The sequence below is a fragment of the Nocardia blacklockiae genome (genome assembly GCF_015477355.1).
Lineage (GTDB): Bacteria > Actinomycetota > Actinomycetes > Mycobacteriales > Mycobacteriaceae > Nocardia > Nocardia blacklockiae.
In genome coordinates, this window is sequence record NZ_JADLRJ010000002.1 from 100,199 (window position 1) to 122,122 (window position 21,924).

Sequence of the window (21,924 nt, forward strand, 5' to 3'; positions counted from 1 at the left end):
CCGAGGGGGAGGAAAGATTCGTGCCGGTAAGCGCGCCGAAACCAGAGGACGACGATCCCGACCATTTCGATGGTTCCTACGACCGGCTGGCCGGTCCCGTCAGCGACGAGTACAGAGAAAATGTCCGAGCCGCCACTGTTATCACCGTAGTCACCGTCGTGGTTTATATTTCCCTCGTACTCATCATGGCCTACATGAAGTTCGTGTGGCGCGCCATACCGCCAGTTCCCAATCTCACGCCGACCATTTCGGTTGCCAACGGCGCCGCGATTCTGGCTGTCATCTCTGCACTGGTCATCGCTCTCAACGTATCGGCACGTTCGATCCGCCTCCCGGACACGACCCCGGCCCCTGGCGAGTGTCCGCCGGGCGGTGAGCCGGTATCGGACAGGATCGTCAGCGGATATGCCCGCTACATGATCCTTTCCCAGGCTGCACTCGCGTCCGGTGTGCTGTCCATTCTGGTGGGGTTGGGCACTGCCTTTTCCACGCTCCGCGGTGGCGAATTGATTTCGGCGTTGGCTGTGCTCCTCGCCGCGCTCATCAGCGCGGTCATCAGCATCGACGCTAGCGCCGCCATGAAGGAAGGAACCGATCTGAGGTCCGGCATCCGGCGCCATCGCGACACCGAGGACTACCGCAGACTCTGTGCCCTACTCGGACGGCCCACCGAAGACGGTACCGGCGACGAACGCGCGCCCTGGTCGGCTGCCCGGTCCGCCGGCTGGTGGAACAGTCGACGCGGACCACGAATCGTGTGGTATGCCGCCGATCTGGCCTTGCTCGGCCTTCTCGCCGCCACGCCCGCCCTCGCCCTGCACGCTGCGGACGACATCGCCGACGGACACTTCTCGTGGGGGTATCTGCCGATCATCGCGATATCCATCGTGCTCTCAGCCAGTGTGGGCGCGTTCGTCGCCCGGATCGTCGCGGACGTGGTGAATCGCTCGATGTTCGCGATTCCGCTGCTCGCTCTCCTCAGTGCGTTGGTGATCATGTGGATCGCGGCAACGCTCGGTGCACTCGCTATCGACACCGGCTCGACGGTGCATCGCGTCTTCCGGGGGTTCAGCACAGCCAGCGTTGTCGCTGTGCCGCTCGTCCTGTCGGTTCGGGTCTTTCGCAGCACCTACTCGGGTAGTGAGCGCCTGCCGGGGACGAGCGTGCGATGGATGGCATGGCGGGAAATCGACCGCCACGCGACCACGTTGCACCACAGGCTCGCAGACGCGGAGGAATCTGAGACGACAGCCGAATCTCGGGTGTTGAAAGCCAAAGCTCTCACTTGCCTCGTGCGAACAACATTCGACTCGCTTCGCGAGGAGTACCGAACCCTCATCGGCGATTCGACAGAAACAGCGCGTTCTGTCCAATCACCGGTAACCACAGCAAAGAGCGAGAACGGACAGGCGGGCAATCCGTAGCTGCGCCATATCTCGGTTGCGGACAGATTCCGCACACGATAGAATCTGTCTATTCTGTATAATCTGACCGCTTTGCAGGCTTGGCGTCGCAAGAAGCGAAGTGGACGTACAAGTCGACTACCGAACTGGGGGTGCTGTCGATGACAGCTATCACGACCCTGGCTGGCATCGCGCTCGCCGTCATCCTGCTGGGCGTTCTGTTTCCCTGGCTGGCCCGCTGGGGTGGCGTCTTCCTGATCGCCGACTCGCTGGGAGCACTGTGGCTGCACCTGGGGCATGGCCCAGTGATCGCACTGATGTGGCTGGCAACCGGTTCCGTCGCGTGGATGGTCGGACACTTGGTTTACGCGTATCGAGACGGGGCGTGGCGGTCGTGGTTAGCGTTCCAGATCTTCAAACTACCGGGTCTGCGGATCGTCCGGCCGGACACCTCATGGTGACGGTCCCCGCCCGCCGGGCACGGCACCTCGATATCGCGGGTCAACCAGGACACTAGGACCGCCTGCTGCGGTCACACCGCCCACACTGCGACGGGCGGGTTTATCGTGCCGTGGTATAGGTACACCTTCTGGACGTCGTCGGTGGTATCGAACAGTATTGCGCCCGAGCGCTTTTCGCCACTGACCATGGCTCCGCCGTAGTCGAACCGGTCCGGATAGGCGTCGGGCGCGTAGTGGATGTCTTGTTCCACCTTCTTTCCCGACTTGGTGAGCACCTGAAAGGTGCCCATCACGTAGTCGTCGCCAGCCGTGCAGTTGATGGCCAGGTCGATGGCAAGGTACTCGCCATCGCGATGGATGTTCGACAGCGTGTACTCAGCTACACCTGCGACTCCGGACAGGGACTTGGCCGGTACGGTGACCTTGTCCCCGATGTTGTGGGGTAGCGCGGGGTTGCCCGAGGCGGGGGTGCCCTGCAAGTACCTGGGGACCGCGGACGTCGGTATGGGTGCTGCCGGTTCTTGGTTGCATCCCGTTACGACCATGGTCGCTGCTGTCAATACCATGGCTGCTGCCAGCCTGTGGCGCATCATCGACATCGCAGAATCATTTCGGCTGGAACTGTCTCAGCATAGGGGCGAAGGTCCCTGGCAGAGGCGCGGGACCGGGGTGTGGATTAGGTTGTGTCTCCCCAATGGTGTTGATCGATCAGTCCCGCGAAGCGGGGTCTGGTCGTGCATCATGTTCGCCGTGGCGACACTGACGGGTGATCGGTATCGTTCATCGACGACTGGCTCGCCGGCGCCGCCCCGGCCATCACACAATCGTTCACCGCGTTCGTCGGCTCGCACGGCTACACACTCACAGACTTACGAGCCAACTTGGACCGGTTCGTCGGCATGCTCGGCGGCGCCACCATCGCCGACCGCTAGAATCGGATTCCGTGCCCCGTAACGTCATCCCCCGATCGGACGTTCTTCTATTTTGCCGTCGAAGCAGAACCAATACCAGTCACCGCTGAGGTGATGGAGTTTGCCATTTGCGGGAGCGCCGGTGAGCTGGGCGAATCCGGCTCCGCGCGAGCAGTAGTTCAGGGCCCAGTAGCCCGCTGCGCGGCTGGTCGCGAAGTAGATACCCGAGGCGTCGCGGATGCTCGAGGTCGAGAGCGAATCGTCAACGCGGTAGAGGCCGAGCCGGTGACCTTCGAACGTCCACGGATCGACACCATCGCGCACCTGCCGTGCGGCATCTTCGAAGCTGTGCTCGGAGAACTGCCAACGCACAACGATCGGTAGGTCTGCGCTCCACGCAGCCACCGTGCATGCCACCACCAGCGCAGGCGCAAACAGGGGACCGAGTTCGGGTCCCCAAAGCCTCCGGGATACGACCACCCCGGCCAGGTAACCGACCATCCCGAAGAAAAACGCGACCGCTGCGACGGTCAAGAACAATTTCCACAGCGCCGATTCGGCGCCGGCCGGGTCGCTGGCATAGACGAGTAGGCCCAGGCAAGACACAACGGTGCAGGCGAGCAACAGATGCCAGGCGAGCCGTGACCGAAGTCGTCGATTGTCTCGCCGACCGGGAAGATTGTCGGACTGCGCCGTGCTCATCCCGGAAGCCTAGCCTCGATGGGACGTGACACACCCAAGTCCGGACACGCCGACCGCGTGACGTCAAAATTCACCGATACACCAGGCCCTGATCGAGCCCAAGTGACGCCAGGATTCACCGATAACTGACGTCGGAATTCACCCTTACGGCCATCTCGGCAGGTTACATAGACAATGACACATCATCTGCGGTCGAATTGAGGACCGGTGACATGACCCTGGGCGCGGGGTCGGCGGCGCATCGGTTGAGACTTCTGGCTGCTTACACAGCTCCGATCAGTGGTGCAGCACCCTATTCGACTCTGGCGCAGTACTTTTCAAGGCGTCGAGGGTGCACGGTTCGTGTCAAGATCGGCTGAACCAGCTCCGCCATCGTTGCCGCCACGGTTCGCCTGAGCGGGAGGGCGCGTGCTGGGCCTGCGTGCCGGCCGGGCCTTGGCCGATGACACCAGTGTTGTTCTCGACGTTCACATGGTATTCGTTGCGTGAGCCGTTCACGTGCACGTGAACGGCCGCGTCGGCTTGTCGCCGAGTCGGTAGCTGGTCGAGCGGAACGTCCTTGGCCATGTCCATCACCATCTCAACGAGCGTGGTTCGGATAACGCTGAGTACACCTCCCAGGGATACCGACGAAACCTGGTAGTAGAGATCGGCGATCCAGGGGTCGCCGTCCTTCCGCGCACCGTTCCACCGCGACGCCGCAAACTTGAGGCTCTCCAACCGAATCTGGTGGGTTTTCCCACTGTCTGCCATGCCGGCGAGATCCTCGATCGGGGCCCTGAACGACACCAATTCGGGGATGAGATCCTGGGCGTCCGCTGGGGCCATGTATCGGGAGACGGACTGCCCCGGCACGTAGACCTGGGAGATGGAAATGGAATCCAGGTAGAGCGGTAACCGGAGTTTCCGGTAGTCCGGGACCGCTGCACGGCCCCCATAGCCCTTCAGCTCGCTCGCCGCCCACGAACGTAGCACCTCGGACCTGGTGACCGCCCCCAGCGCCAGGCACGTACGCAGAAGTCCTGGCAGGGATTCGCTCTCGTCGAGAACTCGTTCACGAAGATCGCGGAGCAGTTCGGCATCGGCCACCATCCCAGGTCAACCCGCTCTCTTCGGCGACAGCATCACATCGCCGAGGTGATAGCGCCGACGACTGCGGAGGCCGTTTCGGAAGCTACGGCACCACCGAGGGCACCACCGAAGGCTGCGCCCATACGCTGGAGGGCTCGCCAGCGGCCACGGACTGCTTCGGGTTCCGGATTCTCCTGGCGCACTGCTTCTTCGAAGTCGTCGACGGTCCGTGCCGCGTCGGCACGATCGTCGTCATCATCAATCTCGGCGACCGCGTTTCGCAGTTGCTCAAGCAAATCGGCCAGCTCTTGGCCTGTGTTCGTGACGTGCTGTGTCTGCGAAGAACCCGGGCCCTGGCCGATGACGCCGGAGTTTGTACCGACCTCGATGTGATAATGGTCCTGGGTGCCGTGCAGGTTTACTTGAACCGCGGAATCGACCTGGTTGCGTGGGGGCAGCCCGTCGAAGGGAACGTCTCTAGTCATGTCAGCCACCATCTCCACCAGTGTCGTCCGGATCTTTCCGACAATCCCCGCCATTGCTGCAGGTGAGGTCAGACAATACGCTTGCTCGACGCGCGTGAAGGGAAGGCCTTCCGCCCTTCTGGCTGCGACCAGCAGGCCATCCTGGCGATGCTGGAGGCGGTGGGTCGAGGCCGCCAAGCTTTCCAGTTCCTCTACCGACTGTAGGACCTTCATCGACTGGAGTCTGTCGCGGTCTTCTGGGTGAAGGTGCCACACGGCGACGGAATATCCCTGCATCGGCATGGCCCCAATCCAGCCGTCGACCGTCAGCGACATCTGGAGCCGCCGATATTTCGGAACCTCATCCTGCGCGTCGTAACCGTGCAGTTCGGCACTTGCCCAGGCGCGCAGGGCATCCGAGCCGGTTTCGGCGCCGAGTAGCAGGCACGTGCGCAAGAGCCCGGCCAAGGGTTCGGACTCGTCAATCACACGCCGGCGGAGGTTCTCCATCACGTAACTGCCGGACATCGCTAGGTGAACGCTCCTGCCGCCGCTTGAACACCTTCGCTGACGGTTGCCGTGAGCGCCACATTCCCGATACCGGCGGCCAGCCTGCTCAGCATCCCGCCCCGGCGGCGCATCGTCTCCGGATCACCGTGTGCAACAGCTTCTTCGAAGTCGTCGACCGATTGAGCGAGGGCGGCGCGATCGTCGGGATCGTCGATTTCTGCCAGCGCCGCCCGGATCATCGCGAGGGCCGCGTCCGGATTCGAGTCGGTGCCGCTGTGCTGGGTTTGGGTCGATCCCGCGCCTTGCCCGATCACACCCTGGTTGGTGCCGACCTCGATGTTGTACTGCTCATGGGTTCCCCCATAGACGTGGACCTGCACGGCCGCGTCGACCTGGTTGCGTGTCGGCAGCTGATCGAAAGGGAGATCTTGGGTCATGTCGAGCACCATCTCCAGCAGGGTCGTGCGGATTGTGCCGAGCAGGCCGGGCACGGTCGAGTCGGAGGTCATAAAGTAGAGCTGGACGATCTCCTGTGCGAACGGCAGCTTCTTGTTCCAGACGGAGGCCGCGAAGCTCAGTCCGGCAAACCCGATTCGATGGCTACCGTTCATCGCAGCGAGGTCTTCAACCGGTTGCCGGAACGCGATCGTCTCCGGGATGAACTCCTGCGCATCCGGCGGCGCGGCCAATCTCGCGATGTTCTGCCCCTGTAGGAAGCTATAGCCGCTGGTCGAATCTACGAACAGCGGTAGGGACAATTCGCGGTAGTCCGGAACCTTCTCATCGGGGCCGTAACCCTTCAATTCCTGAGTCGCCCAGTGTCTTAGCTCTGCGGACTTCGTGATCGCGCCCAGCGCCAGGCATGTGCGCAGCAACCCCGCGAGGGGCTCATTTTCATCGAGGACTCGCGCACGGAGGTCTCGAAGCAGATCAGCATCCGCCATGGCGACAAGCCTGCCAGACACCTCCGACACAACCCGCATCGATCGAAGCGTTTGCCGCTCGCCACTATCGAACAGTCCGTCGCGGTCGACCAGATGCCGGACGGTCAAGGTGAATCTGACAACCTAAGCGCCGCAGAACCATGATTTACACGCAGGTAGCCCCGAGCGGCGTGACCAGATCGCCAACCGCAAACGCAAGGGACGCGCCGGCGGACGCGCACCGAACTTCGACCCGCACACTACAAGCGGCGCAACGTCATCGAACGCGCCTTCAACAAGGTCAAACACTGGCGCGCGGTCGCCACCCGATACAACAAGCTCTCGATCACCTACCGCGCCGGACTCGTCCTAGCCCTCGTCGCGGATGGCTCAAATCATTGGGAGACACAACCTAGGGCCGTGGTCCGCGACTGCGTGTCGTGGCTTTGACATGCGACAGGGTTCGGCGCTCTCGGGTTTGTTCTGTGCCCGTTACGGTGCCGACCGGCGAGGCAGTTGCTGTCGGTGCCGCAGAAGCGGGGTTCGCGTGCAGTTCGGCGCGGCGTTGTCGGAGCGCGGTGATGAGCGCCGGGTTCTGGCCCTGGGCGATGCGATCGGCGAGGTAGGAATCATGCAGGCCGACGACGGCGGTGGCGATGTAGACACCGGCGTCGGCCTTGGATACCGGGAATGGGGTGACGACCAGTTCATGGGCCAGTTGTGAATCTGCTTCGAGATTCGCGATCAATCGACTGACCCATCCAGCCGGGTCCGAGGCGGCGGCGGTGCCGCCGCTGTCGGCGATTGCTTGGCGGAGGCGTGCGCAGTCGGGCTGGTCGAACGCTTCGACGGGCAGGTCGTCGAATCCGTTGGCTGCGGCGTGGGAGGCGTGGTGGAGCGCGCCGTGCAGGACGGTTCGCTGGAGGTGCGTCCGGTCGCGCTCGGGTGGTGGTGCAGGGGGTTCGGGTTGGTTCGGTGTGGCGTGGGTGCCGAGGATGGCGGTGGCGTCGACACCACACCAGCCGGCGGCTTGCCGTGCGTATTCGGTGCGGGTGAGGGGGTCGTGGATGCGGCCGATCAGGGTCCGGGCTTGTCCGGCGGCGGCGATGCGCCCGGAGACGTCGGTGAGGTCGAATTCGCTGATGGCGCTGCGGAGTACGAAGTCGATGAGGGGCCCGCGTGCGTCGAGCAGGTGGTGTAGTGCGGTGTCGCCGTCCTGCTGGCGCAGTTCGCAGGGGTCGCGGCCGTCTGGCACGATCACGACCGAGGAGCGGCCCGGCATTGCTGCGGCGTGGCCGAATGCTTTGGTGGCGGCGGTCGTTCCGGCGGTGTCGCCGTCGAACATGTAGATGATTTCGGCGCGCCAGTCCGAGTCGTCGAGGGTCATGCGGCGCAGGGTGGTGAGGTGGTGTTCGCCGAACGCGGTCCCGCAGGCGGCGACGGTGTTGGTGATTCCGGCGGCGTGCATGGCCATGACGTCGGTGTAGCCCTCGACGACGACGGCTTGGTGAGTCGAGGCGATGCGGCGTTTGGCATGGTCGATGCCGAAGAGGACGTGAGACTTCTTGTACAGCGGTGTTTCTGGGGAGTTGAGGTATTTGGCGTCGATGGGGTCGTCGGAGTAGATCCGGCGGGCGCCGAATCCGGTGACTTCGCCGGTGCGGCTGCGGATCGGCCAGACCAGTCGGCCGCGGAAGCGGTCGATCATTCCGTTCCGTCCCGGTCGGGACAGGCCCGCGGTTTCGAGTTCTCGGGCCGTGAATCCTTTCTGCAGTAGGTGTTTGGTGAGTCGGTCCCAGTTCGTGGGGGCATAGCCGCAGCCGAAGTGTTCGATGATCGTGGAGTCGAAGTCTCGTTGTTGGAGGAATTGGCGGGCGGTCGCGGCGTCCGGTGTGGATAGCTGGTCGGAATAGAACTCGGCGGCGGCTGCGGTGGCGGCGACCAGGCGGGCGCGGGTGTTGCGGTCGGCGGCCGCGGAGGGTCCGCCGCCTTCGTAGCGGAGCCGGTGGCCGACGCGGTCGGCGGCGAGCTCGACGGCTTCGCGGAATCCGATCTGTTCGTGTTTCTGGAGGAAGGTGAACACGTCGCCGCCTTCACCGCAGCCGAAACAGTGGAATCGCCCATGGCTGGGACGCACGTGGAACGAGGGGGTCTTCTCGTCGTGGAACGGGCACAGCCCTTTCAGCGAATCGGCACCGGCCGGTCGCAGCGCGACGTAGGCGCCGATGATCTGCTCGACGTGCGCCAGGTCGCGGACCGCCTCGATCTCGCGCTCCGGAATTCGTCCGGACTGCTTCACTATTCGCTCCTTCCGGCACGGATCGGCTTGAGTTACTCAGTGCCCCAGAGTTTTTCGTCTGAGGCCGGCGCTCGGCGGCCGGAGGGGTGTGCGGCGCTGCCGTGATGCCGCAGGCCTAGGTTTCGGTGGTGGCGCACTGGTCAGGTTCGCCGTGGGCGCGGAGTGTGTACTGAGGTTCTGCCGGGATCGGAGTTCGCCGATCTTGGCGGTCACGTCGGCCGGGATCTGTATCGGCGGCACTACCACGTCGACGCCACCGCCGGGCCGCGGATACTCGGTGCCGTGCGCGAGGTCGCGCAGCATGTGGTCGGCGGAGGTGTATCCGGCCGCCATCTCCGGTTTGACCCACTGGGGATGACCTGCGTATCGGGTGTAGGTGCGGGCGATCCAGTGGCCGCCTTCGATGCCGAGCGCAAGTTCACGGCGGGGATCGCCGGGATCGGTGAAGCGGATCGCGAGGTCGGTTCCCGGCGCGAGGTCCACCAGGGGGAAGGAGGGATCGACTGCTCCGGTCTCAGGAGACAGTGCTTCGAATCGATAGTTGGGCAGCGGAATTCGCCAGTCGGTGTCCACGACAGTCAGCGCGTCGAGCGCCGCCTGCCGTTCGCGCACGTTCAGCTGCGGGTGGCCGGTGACGCGGCGCTCCAGGTGACGGCGTTGGTCGGCCAGCGTGCGGCGCGCGTGCGCTTGGTGCGCTGTGGATGCCTGTGGACTGTCGGCAATCCGCGCGGTGAGCTGGTAAAGCCGCAGGGCGTCGTCGACGTCGCGGCCGTGTCGGTCGCGGGTTGCCGGAACAGGCATTTCGGTGAATGCCTGGGCGTGTTGTTCGATGGCCGCGGGGCTGGGCGGGGTGAACAGCGGTGCGCGCGGGGTGGCCGGGTCGGAGTCGATGGCGTCGAGCCGCTGGTGGACCAGGGTGCCGTGAGTGGTGAGTGCCGGGTGGGTCAGCAGGGTCTCGATGCGCTGTTCGACTTCGTTGATCCGGTCGTTGAGGGTGGTGAGGAGCGCGGGGTCTGTCTCCCGGAGGTCCTGCGACAGGGTCTGGTACTGGTCGATGGCCAGTTGCAGGTCGGCTTCGAGGAATCCCGACGTCGGCGTCGGGGTGTCGGCATGGATCGCAAGTTCCGCCGGGAAGCCTCCGGGCGAGTGCGGCGCTGGCCCTGTCATGTTGTAGTGCCTATTCCGGCCGGACCGCCGTGGGCGGTCGCGGTCTCGTGAGTGCGGGTCGTCATGTGGACTGTGCTCCTTGCGTGGGGCGGCGGAGGGTCACCGGTGTGCTCGGGCTGCTGTGGGTTTCGGTCGTTGCCGGGCGCGCCAGAATTGCCGGCGTCGTTGCTGGGAGGTGTACGGGCGTGGGGTGGGGGTGCTGGGGTTGTGGTGTTGGTGGTTGCTGACGGTCGCCGCAGGACCGGCGTCGCGGGCCGAGGCGGTGCTGGGCAGGGTGACCGCGCGTTCGGCCCATTTGGTGGCGCGGTCGCTGTGCTGGCGTGCGAGGGCACCGGCCAGTCCGGCATGGTGGCGGATCGTGGCGTGCACACGGTCGCGGGTGTCGGCGGCGACACCGGCGTCGGCGAGTTGGCTGGTGAAGGTGCCCAGCAATGATCCGTAGCGGCGGCGATGTCGCTCGACGTTCCCGTTGCCGGTGGCGACTGCTTCTATGGTGTCTCCGAGCGAGGTCAGCATGGTCCTCAGCCGTGCGGGGTCGACGTGAGCTCGGGCATGGCTGGTGAGCACGTCGGTTCCTGCGAGCAGTTCGGTCATGCGGGCGAAAGCGTTCGACGGCTGGGCATGTCGTTCGGTGGGCAGCTCGTGGCGGGCGAAATGGCTGATCTGCCCGCGGATCGCGTCGGGGACTCCGGCGTCGGCGAGGTGGCGGGCGAGTTCGGCTTCGGCGGCGGCGAACTGCTCGCGCTGGTCGTCGTCGCTGACGGGTTCGCCATGGGCGACCTCGATGAGCGCTTGCACGGCAGTGCGAACCGGCTCCCGGATCGCGTCGGGTCCGGAGGCAGGGTCGGAGCCGAGAACCCCGGCTGCAGTGAGGGTTTCGGTGACCGAGTCGAGGGTGGCAGCGCGCAGGTCGCGGGCGCGGGCGCGCTGTATCTCGCGGTCGGCTTGTTTTTTGGCGGTGTCGTCGACCCACAGCAGCGGTGGCGGGGTGGTGTTACCGACGTCGATGTCGTAGAGGATGGCGCGGATCTGGGTGCGCTCGATATCGGCCAGATCCGGTGACCGCGAGGCCATGTCGAGCAGTCGGTGTCGATGTTCGCGCATTCGGTCGACGAGCGTCAGCATGTCGTCGGTGATCGGTGAGTTGACGTCGGCAGCGAGGTCGGCGGCGTGCGCGTGGGCTGTGGTGACGTCGTCGAGATAGCGGTCGAGCAGGTCGCTGATCTTCTGCTGTGTCGATGTGTCCGTGTCTGCGTCGGCAGGTTGCGGTTGCGCCGTCGGTGCCTGCGGTGGGCTGCTGGCGGGGTGTGGTCGTTGCACCGGCTCGCCAAGCGTCGGGGCAGGACCCGGTGCTGGTGCTGGTGTCTCGGTGCCCGCGGGCCTGTGCGGCGGTTGCGGCGCGCCAGGTTCATGGGTGCCGTCCAGCGGTGACGGCGGCGCGTTGTCGTAGCCGTCGGCACTGGAGCCGATCCCGGCACCGCGGGCGGTGGGGGCGGCGGGTCGCGGTGCCGGAGGAGGGGGCGGCGCGGGCTGGGGTGCCGGGGCGGGGATCGGTGCGGCGGTCGCGTACGGGCTGGGGCCTGGTGGGAACTGTTGCGGCGGCGGGCCCGCGGCGTAGGGCGGGCTCGGTGCCGTGGTGGGGCGCGGCCAGGGCGGGGTGCCGAGTAGGTCAATGCCGCTGGGGGTTCCGGCGCGTCCGGTGAGATAGTCGACGTAGAACAGCAGCTGGGACTTGTCGCCGGGTGACAAGGCGGTGGCGTCGATGCGGGTTTCCAGGCGGCTGCGCCGGGCGGCGATGGCCTCCGGTGTGAGGGTTGCCGAATCTAACAACGCGCCTTTCGCGTAGTCTCCGCCGGACCAGTCTGTGATCAGGTCGGTGATCTGGGCTCGCTCCGCTGACGGCAGGGGGGTGGCGGTGATGAGCGACTGTGCATGCTCTCTCGCGGCTTGCTGCCGGAACCAGGTGGCGGTTTCGTCCAAGGCGGTTTGCACGTGGTCGGCGGGGTAATCAGGGTCGATGTCCAAGGTCATCCCGGTCTGCCCGATGACCAAGCCGTATTCGACGATGTAGTGGTCGGTGAGCCGATCGAGGGCGGCGCGGGCGATCGGGGATTCCTCGCACCAGGCCGCCGCATCGACGAGTGCGGCGGCGATGTCTTCGCGGGGCATCCCGAAATGCAGGCCTTGGAGCCGGGTTTCGGCGGCTTGGCGGGCGCTGGCAACGTCGGCGGCGTGCCGGGTGAGCTTTTCGACGTCGCCGTCGGGGATGCGGGCACGGGCGTCGCGGCGCGCCTGGATCTGTTTCGCAGCGCGGCGTAACGAGACGACCGCCAGCAAGTACGCCAGCATCTGGAACGGTCCTCGCGGCTTGAGGCGGGAACTGGCGGGCGCGGTAGTACTAGAGGGAGGGGGCGCGGGGTCTGCGGGCATGGGGCGCCTTCTACGAGGTGGTCCGGGTTCGCTGGCGTGCGTTGACGTCGGCGGTGATGGCGGCGTTCATGGCGTCGTCGACTTTTGGAGGCCGTGGCCGGTGCGCGCAGTTCTGTTCGGTGCAGTCGCCGAGCAGTTTGGTGATCGCGTCGAGCGAGGACCGCATCCACTGGTTGTGCCAGGCGGTGACGTTTTCGGTGAGCAGGCCCTCGGAGCCGGGCTCGACCATCATGACGGCCTGGTGCGCGACCATGAGCCCGGTCAGTTCCTCGACGACCGCGCCGTGTCGATACCAGCAGGGCGTGATCTTGCTGGCGGTCTGGTAGCGGTCGCGAAACCACGCCACCCATTGGGTGAGTTCTTCCCACAGCTGCCGCGCTTCGTCGCGGTCGAGGTGTTTCCAGGAGAACCGGGACGGCACCGGCTCTTGCGATTGATTCTGGGGGGCAGTGGGTTTCGTCGGTTCAGGCGTGCCCGGTATGGGCGGAGTGGTCATGGTGTCGGTCCCTTCGCTGGGATGGACTGGCTGTGGTGGCGGTAGCGCTGCGGGAGGCGGCCGGTAGAGACGATCCGGTCGAATTCGGCCAGCGACGCCTGGACGCGTTTGCGGTGTCGGGGGACCTGCCAGACGGTGGGGAGGTCGACGGTCACCGGTGGCGCGTTGCGGTAGAGCAGCAGTCCTTGGTCGGTGTCCATCTCGCGCAGCTGGGCGGCGGTCATGACCGGCTCGTCGTGCAATTGGTAGGACGGGGCACCGCGGCCGATGGTGGCGCGCCATTCCTTGCGGTTGCCGATCAGCCGGGACAGTTCGGCGAGTTCGTCACCGCGCATGCCGGGCAGGATGAGCATCGCGGGCGCGGAGTAGGCGAGCATGAGCCCGCCGTGGTCTCCCCAGCGTTGCTGGTTCTGCCGTTGGTTGTGGGCGAAGGCCCACACCGTGATGCCACGTCCGCCGCTGTCGGAGAAGATCGTCGGGAGATCCGGGATCGGTGCGACGTTGTTGACCTCGTCGAGGACCAGCCGCACCGGCGGATCCAGCCGCCCGGAGTTGTGCTTCTGCGAGGCGCGGTCGGCGACGTAGTGCACCTCGGCCGCCAGCGCGGCGACGAAGGGTGCCATGGACCCGCTGGTGCCCTTCGACACCAGATACAACGTGTTGCGGCGCATCGGGTCCAGGACGAAGGAGGCGACGTCGAACGACTCGTCCTGGGCGACGTCGACGGCGGCCAGCAACCGCGGTGACGCCAGCGGTTCGAGCAGCCGGGACGCGGCGGCGACGACGTCATCGGAGGATTCCGAGCCGGAGGTGAGGATTTGCGACAGCTCGGCGGCCCAATCCGGCAGCTCCTTGGCGAGGATGTCGTGAGCAACGGTGGTGGTGCGGGAGGAAACCCATTGCCGCACTTCGCGGATGCTGATCCGTTCCAATGCCGCCGCGTGCAGGTAGCAGCGCAGCAGTGTCGCCGCCTTCGCTTCGAAGTAGCCACTGTTCTTGGCGCCTTCCATCGGCATCGCGCGCGCCAGCGCCGCGGCACGGCGGATCGCGGTGTCGGGGTCCTCGCAGCCGGCGAGGATCGACCACCGCACGGGGTGAGGCCATCCGGTGAGGTCTTCGGGGTCGAAGACCGCGACCGCGCCGACGTCGGCGCGGTCGGCGATCGTGGCGCCGAGGACGTCGCGGGATTTGGTGGTGGTCGCCGCCGCGAACCCGGGTGCGCCGTGGACCAGGTGGTAGGCCAGCCGCCAGGTCTTACCGGAGCCGGTGGAGCCTTCGACCAGCACCGCGTCGCGGTGCTGGAGGTAGACCCGCCGGCGGGGATGGCCGGACACCGCGCCGAGGTCGACGGCCATCCGGGCGGGATCGATGCCGCGAGTGCGCCAGGGCGTCTTCATCGCCGTCCTCTCCGTCCCAGGCGTCGGTGTAGCGGCAGCACGCTGGTGCGGGCCAGGTGCGGGAACTCCTTCCCGGCCTTGTCGATTGCGCTGCGGGCGTCGAGGCCGGCCCGGCGCAGGTCGGTACCGGTGGCCATGCCGGACCGGCTGTGGCGGTTACGGCGGCGCAGGGCGATCTCGGTGCGGGCGATCTCGACGGCGGCGACGAATCCGGTGCCGGCCCCGGCGATGCACAGCCAGGTGAGCCAGGCCGGACCTGGCCGCGGATCGCCCGGCCAGGCGGCCGCGGGGTCGCCGGGATGCCGCCACAGTCCGGTCAGGGTGGGCACGATGCCGTCCCACCCGGGGACGGGCAGCCCGTGCATCGCCAGCAGCCCCGACAACGCACCGCCGCCGAACACCCCGGCCAGCACGGCGGCGCCGATATACAGGGCCAGTTCCAGTTCAGCGGGCAGCAGTGCCCGGTGCCGCACCGGCGCCAGGGGAATATCGTTGTCGCTCAAGGTATTTCCTCGTGGGTTCTCGTCGCGCTTTTCAGCGCAGGATCTCGCGACCCTGCGTATTCGCGAGACTTTCTCGCTGTTCTGTCATCGGTTTCTCTCATCGAGATACCGTCTTTTCGGATGCCCCGGCGGCTTTGAAGCGACCCCGCAGCGCACCGGCGAGCGCACGATGCGACGCTTCGGCAATCGTCATGGGCGCACCACCTGCATTCCGATCGAGCCGAAATCCAATGTGGGTTGTTCGATTTCGCGGTTCGACCACACGACCTCCGTACGCCTGCCGGATACTGCGTTGCCGTTGAACGAAGGGATCTCCACTCGTGCCCAGCCCGCCAATGCCGTGTCGTATAACTCCGATGCATATCCCGACAGCACGACCGATGCCCGGCACCGCAGCAAACTGTCCAACAGCTCGGAATGCTCGGCAGCCGAAGTCAATTCATGCGCGTAGTTGGTGCCGTTCCGGGTCGAACCGAGGTACGGCGGGTCGACATACAGGCACACGTCAGGGCAGGGCCCGTAGGCGTCGATCACCTCCAGTGCGGGTCGACATTCGAGGCTTACGTCGTGCAGTCGGTCGGCGACTGCGGCGAATCTCTGCACGTACCCGGATAGGTAGTCCGGCATCGACGAACTACTGCCGCCAGGACTGATGTAATAGCGCCAGCCAGTCTTTTTCCCCAGCAGGGCGCTGCGGGATTGGGTAAGCCGAACCCATACGCGTCGTGCGATCTCCATGTCACCGCCATCGAGATCCGCCGCAGCGGCGTACTCTGCCCTGGAATGTGGGGTCAACGCGCACACTCGCGCCAACTCGGTTGAGTTGTCGCGCAGGACCTTCCAGAACGTCATTAGCTCTCGGTGCAGGTCGTTGACCGTCTCGAATCGCGCTGCTGGCTTGGCCAGCAAAACTGACAGGCTCCCCGCGAATGGCTCCACGTAGTGCCGATGCCGAGGAATCAAGTCAGCGATGGGGGCGGCCACCGTCATTTTGCCGCCGTAGTATGGGAACGGAGGCCTCATGTTGTCGCCTTCCGTGCTTCAACGCGAACGACGCCTACCGGCCAGCAGGGACGCCACTCGCGATTCATACCGAGTTGCGGGAAGTGACATCTCCGCTGCATATTGATGAGCAGGACGACATCAATCATGAGAACCTTCATTCCTCTTCGGCGGACGCTGCCGTGGGGGCGATCCCTTTCACGGCGCTGTCGGTATCGGTGAGCACGATTTCGTGTGGCGACCGGATGTGTTCGAACAGAAAGGGATCGCGGGCACCGATCTTCACGAGAGCCTGCCCGCGGTCGAGGCGCATCAGGGCTTCCTCGGTACCTGCGGGCAGCCGGTACATACGCATCGTCTCGGTGACGTCGTCCTCGCGGTCTTGGCCGAACAGGATCACGATCGACGCTTCCTGCATCAAGGCCCGTGCTGGGGAGTCGAGCGGGAGATCGGAGATGTGGTGGAAGGCGCTGATAGTCGACAGGCCCAGGCCGCGTGAGAGTTTGAGGTTCGATCGGAAGACCTCGCCGGTGGTGCCCTGGGCGACGTGCCAGCCTTCCTCGACGATGAGCAGTGTCTGCTGGAATCGGCTGCTGCGCGAGGCCAGCCGGTTCGCCAGCCAGGTGTTGGCGACGGTCATCACGATCCGCAGGGCCGGTCCGTCGGTGGGCAGCGCGGACAGGTCGACGTGGACGAATGGGTGGCTTTCCAGGGCGTCGGCTACTTCCGCAGTCGTCTCTTGATCGACCAGTCCTTTGAGGTCGCGGTCGGCTAGCCGCAGCAACGCAAGGCCGGGTGCCAGTCCCCATTCCAGCGCGCGTTCGGACCAGCGTCGTCCGAATCCGTCGCCGTCTTCGCGGTGCGGCGTCAGTAGCCGCATCGCCAGGTCCCGGATGACCGGGGCGCGGCCGTGTGCGCGGGCTTCGGCGTTGACCAGTTCCAGCGCGGCACCGACGGCTGCCTTCTCCCGCTCGTCGAGGGCGCGGCCCATGCTGTCCTGTAGGACTGCGAGTACCAGTGCTTCCTGCCCGGCGGGGACGACGCCGTCGAGTCCTCCGGTATGTTCGCCGCCGGTGCTGATCGCGGGGTCGAGGAGGTTGATGCATGCGCCGCCGCCCGCGGTCTGGAACCGGATCGACGCGGCACTCAATGCTTGGGCGAGGGGGGTGTATTCTCCGCGCCCGCTCTGGGGCTTCTTGTCGAAGACCACGACCTGGCGGCCGGGGAGCAGCTGGCGCAGGCAGAACACGGACTTGATCAGCGCGGATTTGCCGCGTCCGATATCGCCGAGGACGCAGACGTTGATGCCGCTGGTCTCGTCGCCGTAGACCGCGAAAGGGTCGATGATCTCGAGTTCCTGGCTGACCTTGTTGAGCCCGGCGGCGACGCCCTCCTGGCGCACCGCGCGACGGCCGGTGGCCAGGTTGAACGCCTCGGCTTGGCGAGTCGTCGTCCAGGCCCCTTCGGGACGAGGCTCGTACCAGCCGAGCCGATCCAGCAACCGGCGGCGCTTGGGCGGTCGACGCCGCACCGGCGTTGCGGGACCGCGCTCTCCGGCGCGGCCTGGGGCGAAGCCGCGCAGGTGCGCGCGTGCGGTGTCGATGGGGCGGTGGGGCGAGGTCAGGGTGTCGGTCATCGTGCGGGCTCCCAGTCGTCACCGGGTGTAGGTGGTGGGGGCGAGGCCGCGTCCCAGTGGCAGGGTGGCGAACAGGGCGACGTCGTGATCGTCTCGGGCCCAGTCGATTTCGCTGAGCGCGGAGTCGTTGGCGGCTTCGGTGATTCGCACGCAGGCACGATCGAGGTCGTCGGCGTCGCGGCCGGTGACCGCGATGGCCATGGTGTGGATCGCGCCGTGGTGGCCGGAGCCGGGGGTGAGGTCGTGGCGTCGGCGATCCGAGGCCGACAGCAGCACGTCGGAGGATCCGTCGTCCACTTTGCCCTTGCGCCGCTCTTTGGTCTTGCGGGCTTCGTCGGTGGTGAAGTCGCCGCGGGCCGCAGCGCGGGCGCGTTCGGCGGGCACGAAATCGATGCGGACGCTGACAGTGCGGATGGTCGGCATCGGGGCGGTCTCGTCGTCTCCGGGATCGGCGTCGACACCGGTCAGCAAGGGCGCCAGCCACAGCGCGTTGAGTTCGGCGGGCTCGATCGCCCGGGCGGGCACGAATCCGACCCGGGTGCGCCACCGTGCGCTGGGGCCGACGGCGACCGCGTCACGTCCGCCGACGTAGGTGGGCCAGCAGCCCGCCCAGTCCGTGTCGCCGTGGCGGGCGAGTTGGAAGTCCGGGTCGATGATGGCGCGGAATACGGCGCACGCGCGTTTCTCTCCGTAGACCTGGGCCTCGCCCATGCCCGCCAGGGCGAGCAGCCGTGCGGCGCGCTCGGTTTCGTCGCGGATCAGCTGCGCGATCGCGCCTTCGATCGGGGCGTGCCGAGCGCGGGCGATGCGGCCGGTTTCGGCCATGAATCTCTCGGTCTGCGGGATCTTCAGGCACACGTAACAGCGGTGGTCCTCCGCGAGCGGCGCCAGCACGTCCAGCAGCGCGCCGTAGGACTCGACCGCGGGCAGCAGGCGACGGTCGCTGAGGCGGATGACTTGGCTTTCGGCCCATTGTTCGTGCGGGGTCATGTCGTGCGGGACGCTGCGGTGCACCATCTGGATGCCGCGCACATACGACGACTGTTTGGCCATGTTCGCCAGGAAATTTCCGAAGGCGGCGGATGTGGCGGCGTAGGCGGCGTCGCCGCGCAGCCCGCCGGTGACGCCGTCGACGGCGAGGACGACCGAGAAGTAGGTTCGCTCACCGGGGTTGGCGTGGCGCAGGATGAACATGTCGTCGAGCCCGGTGCCGGCCACCGTCAGCGGCGCGACGTTGCCCAGCGGCACCGGCAGTGCCCAGCCCGGATCCAGCGCAGGGTCGCCGAACGCGGGATCGGCGGGGTTGCGGTAGATGTGTTCGCCGCGGCGGCGGCGCGTCCAGGTGCGCAGCACGTGCAGGTGGCGGGCGGCCCACGACCGGCGGCCGTCGAACTCGAGAGTCGCGGCGACCACGGCGGCGAGGCCGGCCACGATCACTGCCAGCGTCCACAGCGAATCACCGGCCACGATGTACAGCCCGACCGCGGCGACGATCGCGGCCCCCCAGCTGATCAGCACCGGTTGCGGCAGCCCGAGCCAGGTCCGGCGGGCGATTTCGCCGCCGATCATGTAGGTGCGCGGAGTCGTCATTGTTGCTGTTCCGCCTCTCCGGGACCGGATTCGGCGGCCGAGCGCGCTTTGTTCAGCGCGGCGGCCGAGGCCTGCGCGGCGACCGGCACCGCCAGCGCCGCCGCGCCCGCCGCCGCTTGGCCGCCGCCTTTGAGCAGTCCCCCGGCCTTCGGCCACGCGCGGCCCGACGATCGGCGGTTGAGCATGTTGCCGAACCGCGCTTCCCGGGCGCTGCGCCCGTCACTGCTTCCCGAGGTGCGCCAGCGCGGGCCGACACCCGCGACCCCGCCACCGGACGCGACCCCGCCACCGGACGCGGCTGCCGTGGTCGCGGCAGTGCGGCCCCCGCCCTGTTCGCGTGGGCCGCGGTCGCGCCACCCGCCGAGGCCGGGCCCGCCCCGCAGGCGGCTGCCGTACATGCCGCCGACCGCGCCGGCCAGCATCGACCCGGAGTGCGCGCCGAATCCGGCGGCATCGGACCGGGTCGGCAGCAACGGCGCATACCGCAACAGCGACCAGGGCGCGAGTCCGACGACGATGAACGAGGCGACGATCATCGCCAGTTTGCCGAGGCCGCCGGAATCGCCTTGGGCGGTCGACTGTCCGGTCAGCTCGGCGTTGATCAGCGACGATTCGACCGCCAGGAGCAGAAACAGCAGCGGTTTGGAGAACACGATCCCGATGAACACCAGCACCGGCCGCGCGGCCTTGGGCCGCCACCGCGGATGTACCCACATCCCGAACCCGATCCCCGACGCCACCGCCAGCACTGGTAACGCGTTGGCGTGCAGCAGCAAGCCGAAGAACACGCCCAGTGCGCCCGCGATCAGCAGCAGGAACAGAATCAGCCCCACCACGACGCCGCCGGGCAGCATGGGGGAGGTCAGTTGCCCGGTGAACCGGCTGATGTTGTCGACCATCGCGCCCATGTCCGGGCCGGAGGTCTGCGTGATCGCGTGTGACATCAGGTTCGACACCTCGACCAGCATCTGCGCGAGCATCGGCGCGAACAGCATCAGCAGCAGCCCCGCCGGGGCGTAGCCGAGCAGGTCGGCGGTGATCGTCTTGATCGTCTCGCCCTTCGACGCCGCCCGCCATAACGCCAGCAATGTCATCGCGCCCATGGTCATCACGCCGACGCCGGTCGACAGCGCGTACCAGCGCAGAAACCACGCGGCCTGCGGGTCGAACCCGCCCACCCCCGCCAGCCCGGTAAGCGTCTTCGTCGTCAGGTCGACCGCCGAATCCTTCGACGCGTCGGCCCACTCGTCGATCACTGTCTGCGGATTCTCGACGAACCGGACCGTGTTGGGCACCGCCGTGCCCCAGAACCAGGAGAACGCCCGCACATACGCCGAGGCGGCCTTGAACTGCAGATTGCCTTCGAGCGCTTGATTGAGCCGATCACTGACCGAGGTGTTCGCCGAAATCCACTGCGCGGTACCGGCGAACAGTTGCCCGACCGACCGGTTCCACTCGACACAGCGGCGCACATCGTCAGCGCCCGGGTCAGCCTGGTCACAGTTGACGAAAAACGCGTGCTGGCAATAGATTCCGGGAACGCTCCCGCCGCAGGGCCGGTTCCAGGCGTCTGCGGGGACCCCGTCGGCACCGGTGATCTTGCGGATCTCGGCCTTCGATTGCCGGTCCGGGGCAGCGGCCCACTGGAACCCCCAGGTGTTCCACTGCGGCGTGGACCAGCGCGCGAGGTCGTCGGCGCAGTATCCAGTGCGGAGGCTGTAGGTGCGGTCACCTGCCGGGAAGACCCGCGGCAATGCCTGGGCCGGCGGCTCGGTGCCCTGCTGCACCTGCTGCTGCACCGACCCGTCGTCGATCGCGGGGCCGCCCACCACCGGCCCGCTCACGGCCGACCGCAGGATCTGCTGCTTCTGCTCCGGCGACGCCGACCAGTACAACAGGCGGTCCTCCACCGCGAAGACCGCGTTGATGTAGGCGCCCATGTCTCCGCCCCGGTCGCGGCACGCACCGGAAAACCACGGGCCCGCCTTGAATTCGTCGCTGCCCCCGACGAATTTCTTCAGATCCGCGGGGAATCCGGGTGGCAGCGACCCCGACGGCTGCGCCGCACCGGCAGTGCCCGGGGTCGGATCGGCCGCCGCCACCGCCGGGGCACCGAACCCCAAGACGCACAGCATGATCGCCAGCACGAGCACCTCCAGGTTGCGCCGCGTCGGGCTGCGCCTGCCGGTCATTGGACGTAGAAGCTGTAGTAGCCGCCCAGCAGCGGCGCGGTCAGCGGCGATCCGGAGTTCGGGGCGACGACTTCGTCGGCGGTCGGCCCGACTCGCCCGGTCTTCTCCTGCGCCTTCCAGTCGCCGTCGCGCCACACCAGCGACACGGTGTTCGTCGACCACACTGTGACCACCGACACCGGATCCCCGGGCCCGATCGTCGACCGCGACACCCCGACCGTCCACACCGATACCTCCGCGGTGTTGTCGCTGTAGGACAGCACCGATACCGCGGCGGGAAGAACGTTGAGTACATTGCTGTCGTCGGCGCGGTCGCGGCCTACCTCGATCGACTTGCGCAACTGCGGGCCGGGGTCGGCGGCGACGAGCACCGACGCCACGGCCGCCATGCCGATGCGGCCCTGACCTGCCTGTGCCAGCGCCTGCACCACGTTCACCGCCGCGGTCGCCGCGCCCGCCCGATCACGGCTGTATCCGGCCGGGACGTTGTCGACTACGCGAGTCGGGCCGTGGGCCGCCCGCACCGCGAATCCGCCATCACCTTCGGTGTTCGTGCCGCTCTCGTCCCCGCTGGACAGCGCCGCGACGATCAGCACGACGACGGCGACCACCGCCCCCGCCACCAGCCACGGCCACGGCATCCGGCGGCGGGACCGCCCACCGCGCGGGCCGGCCCGCGCCGGCGACCCTGTGTCGTGCGCGGGGGTCGCGGGTCCGGCGCTGTCGGGTGACAGTCCGGCGAAACCTCGTGCTGTCATGGGTGTTTC

General features: G+C 67.0%; 18 protein-coding genes. 2 read left to right on the top strand and 16 right to left on the bottom strand.

Translation table 11 applies throughout. The annotated features are described in order from the left end of the window. The first annotated feature begins 20 nt into the window (after positions 1 to 20). Together IU476_RS06460 and IU476_RS06465 are read left to right on the top strand one after the other, a co-directional pair. The gene (locus tag IU476_RS06460) at positions 21 to 1,424 is read left to right on the top strand and encodes a hypothetical protein (protein ID WP_195097756.1); all 1,404 of its coding nucleotides are present in this window, start codon (positions 21 to 23) and stop codon (positions 1,422 to 1,424) included. A gap of 140 nt (positions 1,425 to 1,564) precedes the next feature. After that, positions 1,565 to 1,864, top strand: coding sequence for a hypothetical protein (locus tag IU476_RS06465; RefSeq protein WP_195097757.1), 300 nt, complete (start codon positions 1,565 to 1,567; stop codon positions 1,862 to 1,864). 71 nt (positions 1,865 to 1,935) lie between these two features. Here IU476_RS06465 and IU476_RS06470 read toward each other — a convergent pair whose 3' ends face one another. From IU476_RS06470 to IU476_RS06550, 16 genes are all read right to left on the bottom strand, one after another. Continuing rightward, positions 1,936 to 2,463 (bottom strand): hypothetical protein, encoded by a 528-nt coding sequence (locus tag IU476_RS06470; RefSeq protein ID WP_195097758.1) that lies wholly within the window; start codon positions 2,461 to 2,463, stop codon positions 1,936 to 1,938. A 357-nt stretch (positions 2,464 to 2,820) separates the two neighbouring features. Next, positions 2,821 to 3,477, bottom strand: coding sequence for a hypothetical protein (locus IU476_RS06475; RefSeq protein ID WP_195097759.1), 657 nt, complete (start codon positions 3,475 to 3,477; stop codon positions 2,821 to 2,823). A 345-nt stretch (positions 3,478 to 3,822) separates the two neighbouring features. Beyond that, positions 3,823 to 4,566: an AbiTii domain-containing protein gene (locus IU476_RS06480; RefSeq protein ID WP_195097760.1), complete on the bottom strand. Its 744-nt coding sequence runs from the start codon at positions 4,564 to 4,566 to the stop codon at positions 3,823 to 3,825. Between the two features lie 35 nt (positions 4,567 to 4,601). Further along, on the bottom strand, positions 4,602 to 5,540 hold the full coding sequence (locus tag IU476_RS06485; protein ID WP_195097761.1) for an AbiTii domain-containing protein: 939 nt from the start codon (positions 5,538 to 5,540) through the stop codon (positions 4,602 to 4,604). 2 nt (positions 5,541 to 5,542) lie between these two features. Beyond that, positions 5,543 to 6,574 (bottom strand): AbiTii domain-containing protein, encoded by a 1,032-nt coding sequence (locus IU476_RS06490; protein ID WP_195097762.1) that lies wholly within the window; start codon positions 6,572 to 6,574, stop codon positions 5,543 to 5,545. Positions 6,575 to 6,857: 283 nt separating this feature from the next. Then, positions 6,858 to 8,744: a DNA primase gene (gene dnaG / locus IU476_RS06500; RefSeq protein ID WP_195097763.1), complete on the bottom strand. Its 1,887-nt coding sequence runs from the start codon at positions 8,742 to 8,744 to the stop codon at positions 6,858 to 6,860. 36 nt (positions 8,745 to 8,780) lie between these two features. Beyond that, complete coding sequence (locus tag IU476_RS06505; protein ID WP_195097766.1) at positions 8,781 to 9,911, bottom strand: hypothetical protein; 1,131 nt, start codon at positions 9,909 to 9,911, stop codon at positions 8,781 to 8,783. Between the two features lie 99 nt (positions 9,912 to 10,010). After that, the gene (locus IU476_RS06510; protein WP_195097768.1) at positions 10,011 to 12,260 is read right to left on the bottom strand and encodes a hypothetical protein; all 2,250 of its coding nucleotides are present in this window, start codon (positions 12,258 to 12,260) and stop codon (positions 10,011 to 10,013) included. 91 nt (positions 12,261 to 12,351) lie between these two features. Further along, positions 12,352 to 12,762: a hypothetical protein gene (locus IU476_RS06515; protein ID WP_195097770.1), complete on the bottom strand. Its 411-nt coding sequence runs from the start codon at positions 12,760 to 12,762 to the stop codon at positions 12,352 to 12,354. Positions 12,763 to 12,833: 71 nt separating this feature from the next. Beyond that, the gene (locus IU476_RS06520; RefSeq protein WP_195097773.1) at positions 12,834 to 14,234 is read right to left on the bottom strand and encodes a type IV secretory system conjugative DNA transfer family protein; all 1,401 of its coding nucleotides are present in this window, start codon (positions 14,232 to 14,234) and stop codon (positions 12,834 to 12,836) included. Beyond that, positions 14,231 to 14,737, bottom strand: a complete 507-nt coding sequence (locus IU476_RS06525) for a hypothetical protein (RefSeq protein ID WP_195097775.1) — start codon at positions 14,735 to 14,737, stop codon at positions 14,231 to 14,233. Before IU476_RS06525 ends, IU476_RS06520 begins: the two co-directional genes overlap by 4 nt. A gap of 189 nt (positions 14,738 to 14,926) precedes the next feature. Next, positions 14,927 to 15,760, bottom strand: coding sequence for a DNA adenine methylase (locus tag IU476_RS06530; protein ID WP_195097777.1), 834 nt, complete (start codon positions 15,758 to 15,760; stop codon positions 14,927 to 14,929). A gap of 136 nt (positions 15,761 to 15,896) precedes the next feature. Then, a complete protein-coding gene (locus IU476_RS06535; protein WP_195097779.1) occupies positions 15,897 to 17,375 on the bottom strand; it encodes a putative type IV secretion/conjugal transfer ATPase in 1,479 nt (492 codons plus the stop codon). An 18-nt stretch (positions 17,376 to 17,393) separates the two neighbouring features. After that, positions 17,394 to 18,965: a hypothetical protein gene (locus IU476_RS06540; protein ID WP_195097781.1), complete on the bottom strand. Its 1,572-nt coding sequence runs from the start codon at positions 18,963 to 18,965 to the stop codon at positions 17,394 to 17,396. Beyond that, positions 18,962 to 21,157: a hypothetical protein gene (locus IU476_RS06545; protein ID WP_195097784.1), complete on the bottom strand. Its 2,196-nt coding sequence runs from the start codon at positions 21,155 to 21,157 to the stop codon at positions 18,962 to 18,964. Before IU476_RS06545 ends, IU476_RS06540 begins: the two co-directional genes overlap by 4 nt. Continuing rightward, complete coding sequence (locus tag IU476_RS06550) at positions 21,154 to 21,915, bottom strand: DUF8175 domain-containg protein (RefSeq protein ID WP_195097786.1); 762 nt, start codon at positions 21,913 to 21,915, stop codon at positions 21,154 to 21,156. The genes IU476_RS06545 and IU476_RS06550 overlap by 4 nt, the downstream gene beginning before the upstream one ends. Positions 21,916 to 21,924 lie beyond the last annotated feature (9 nt).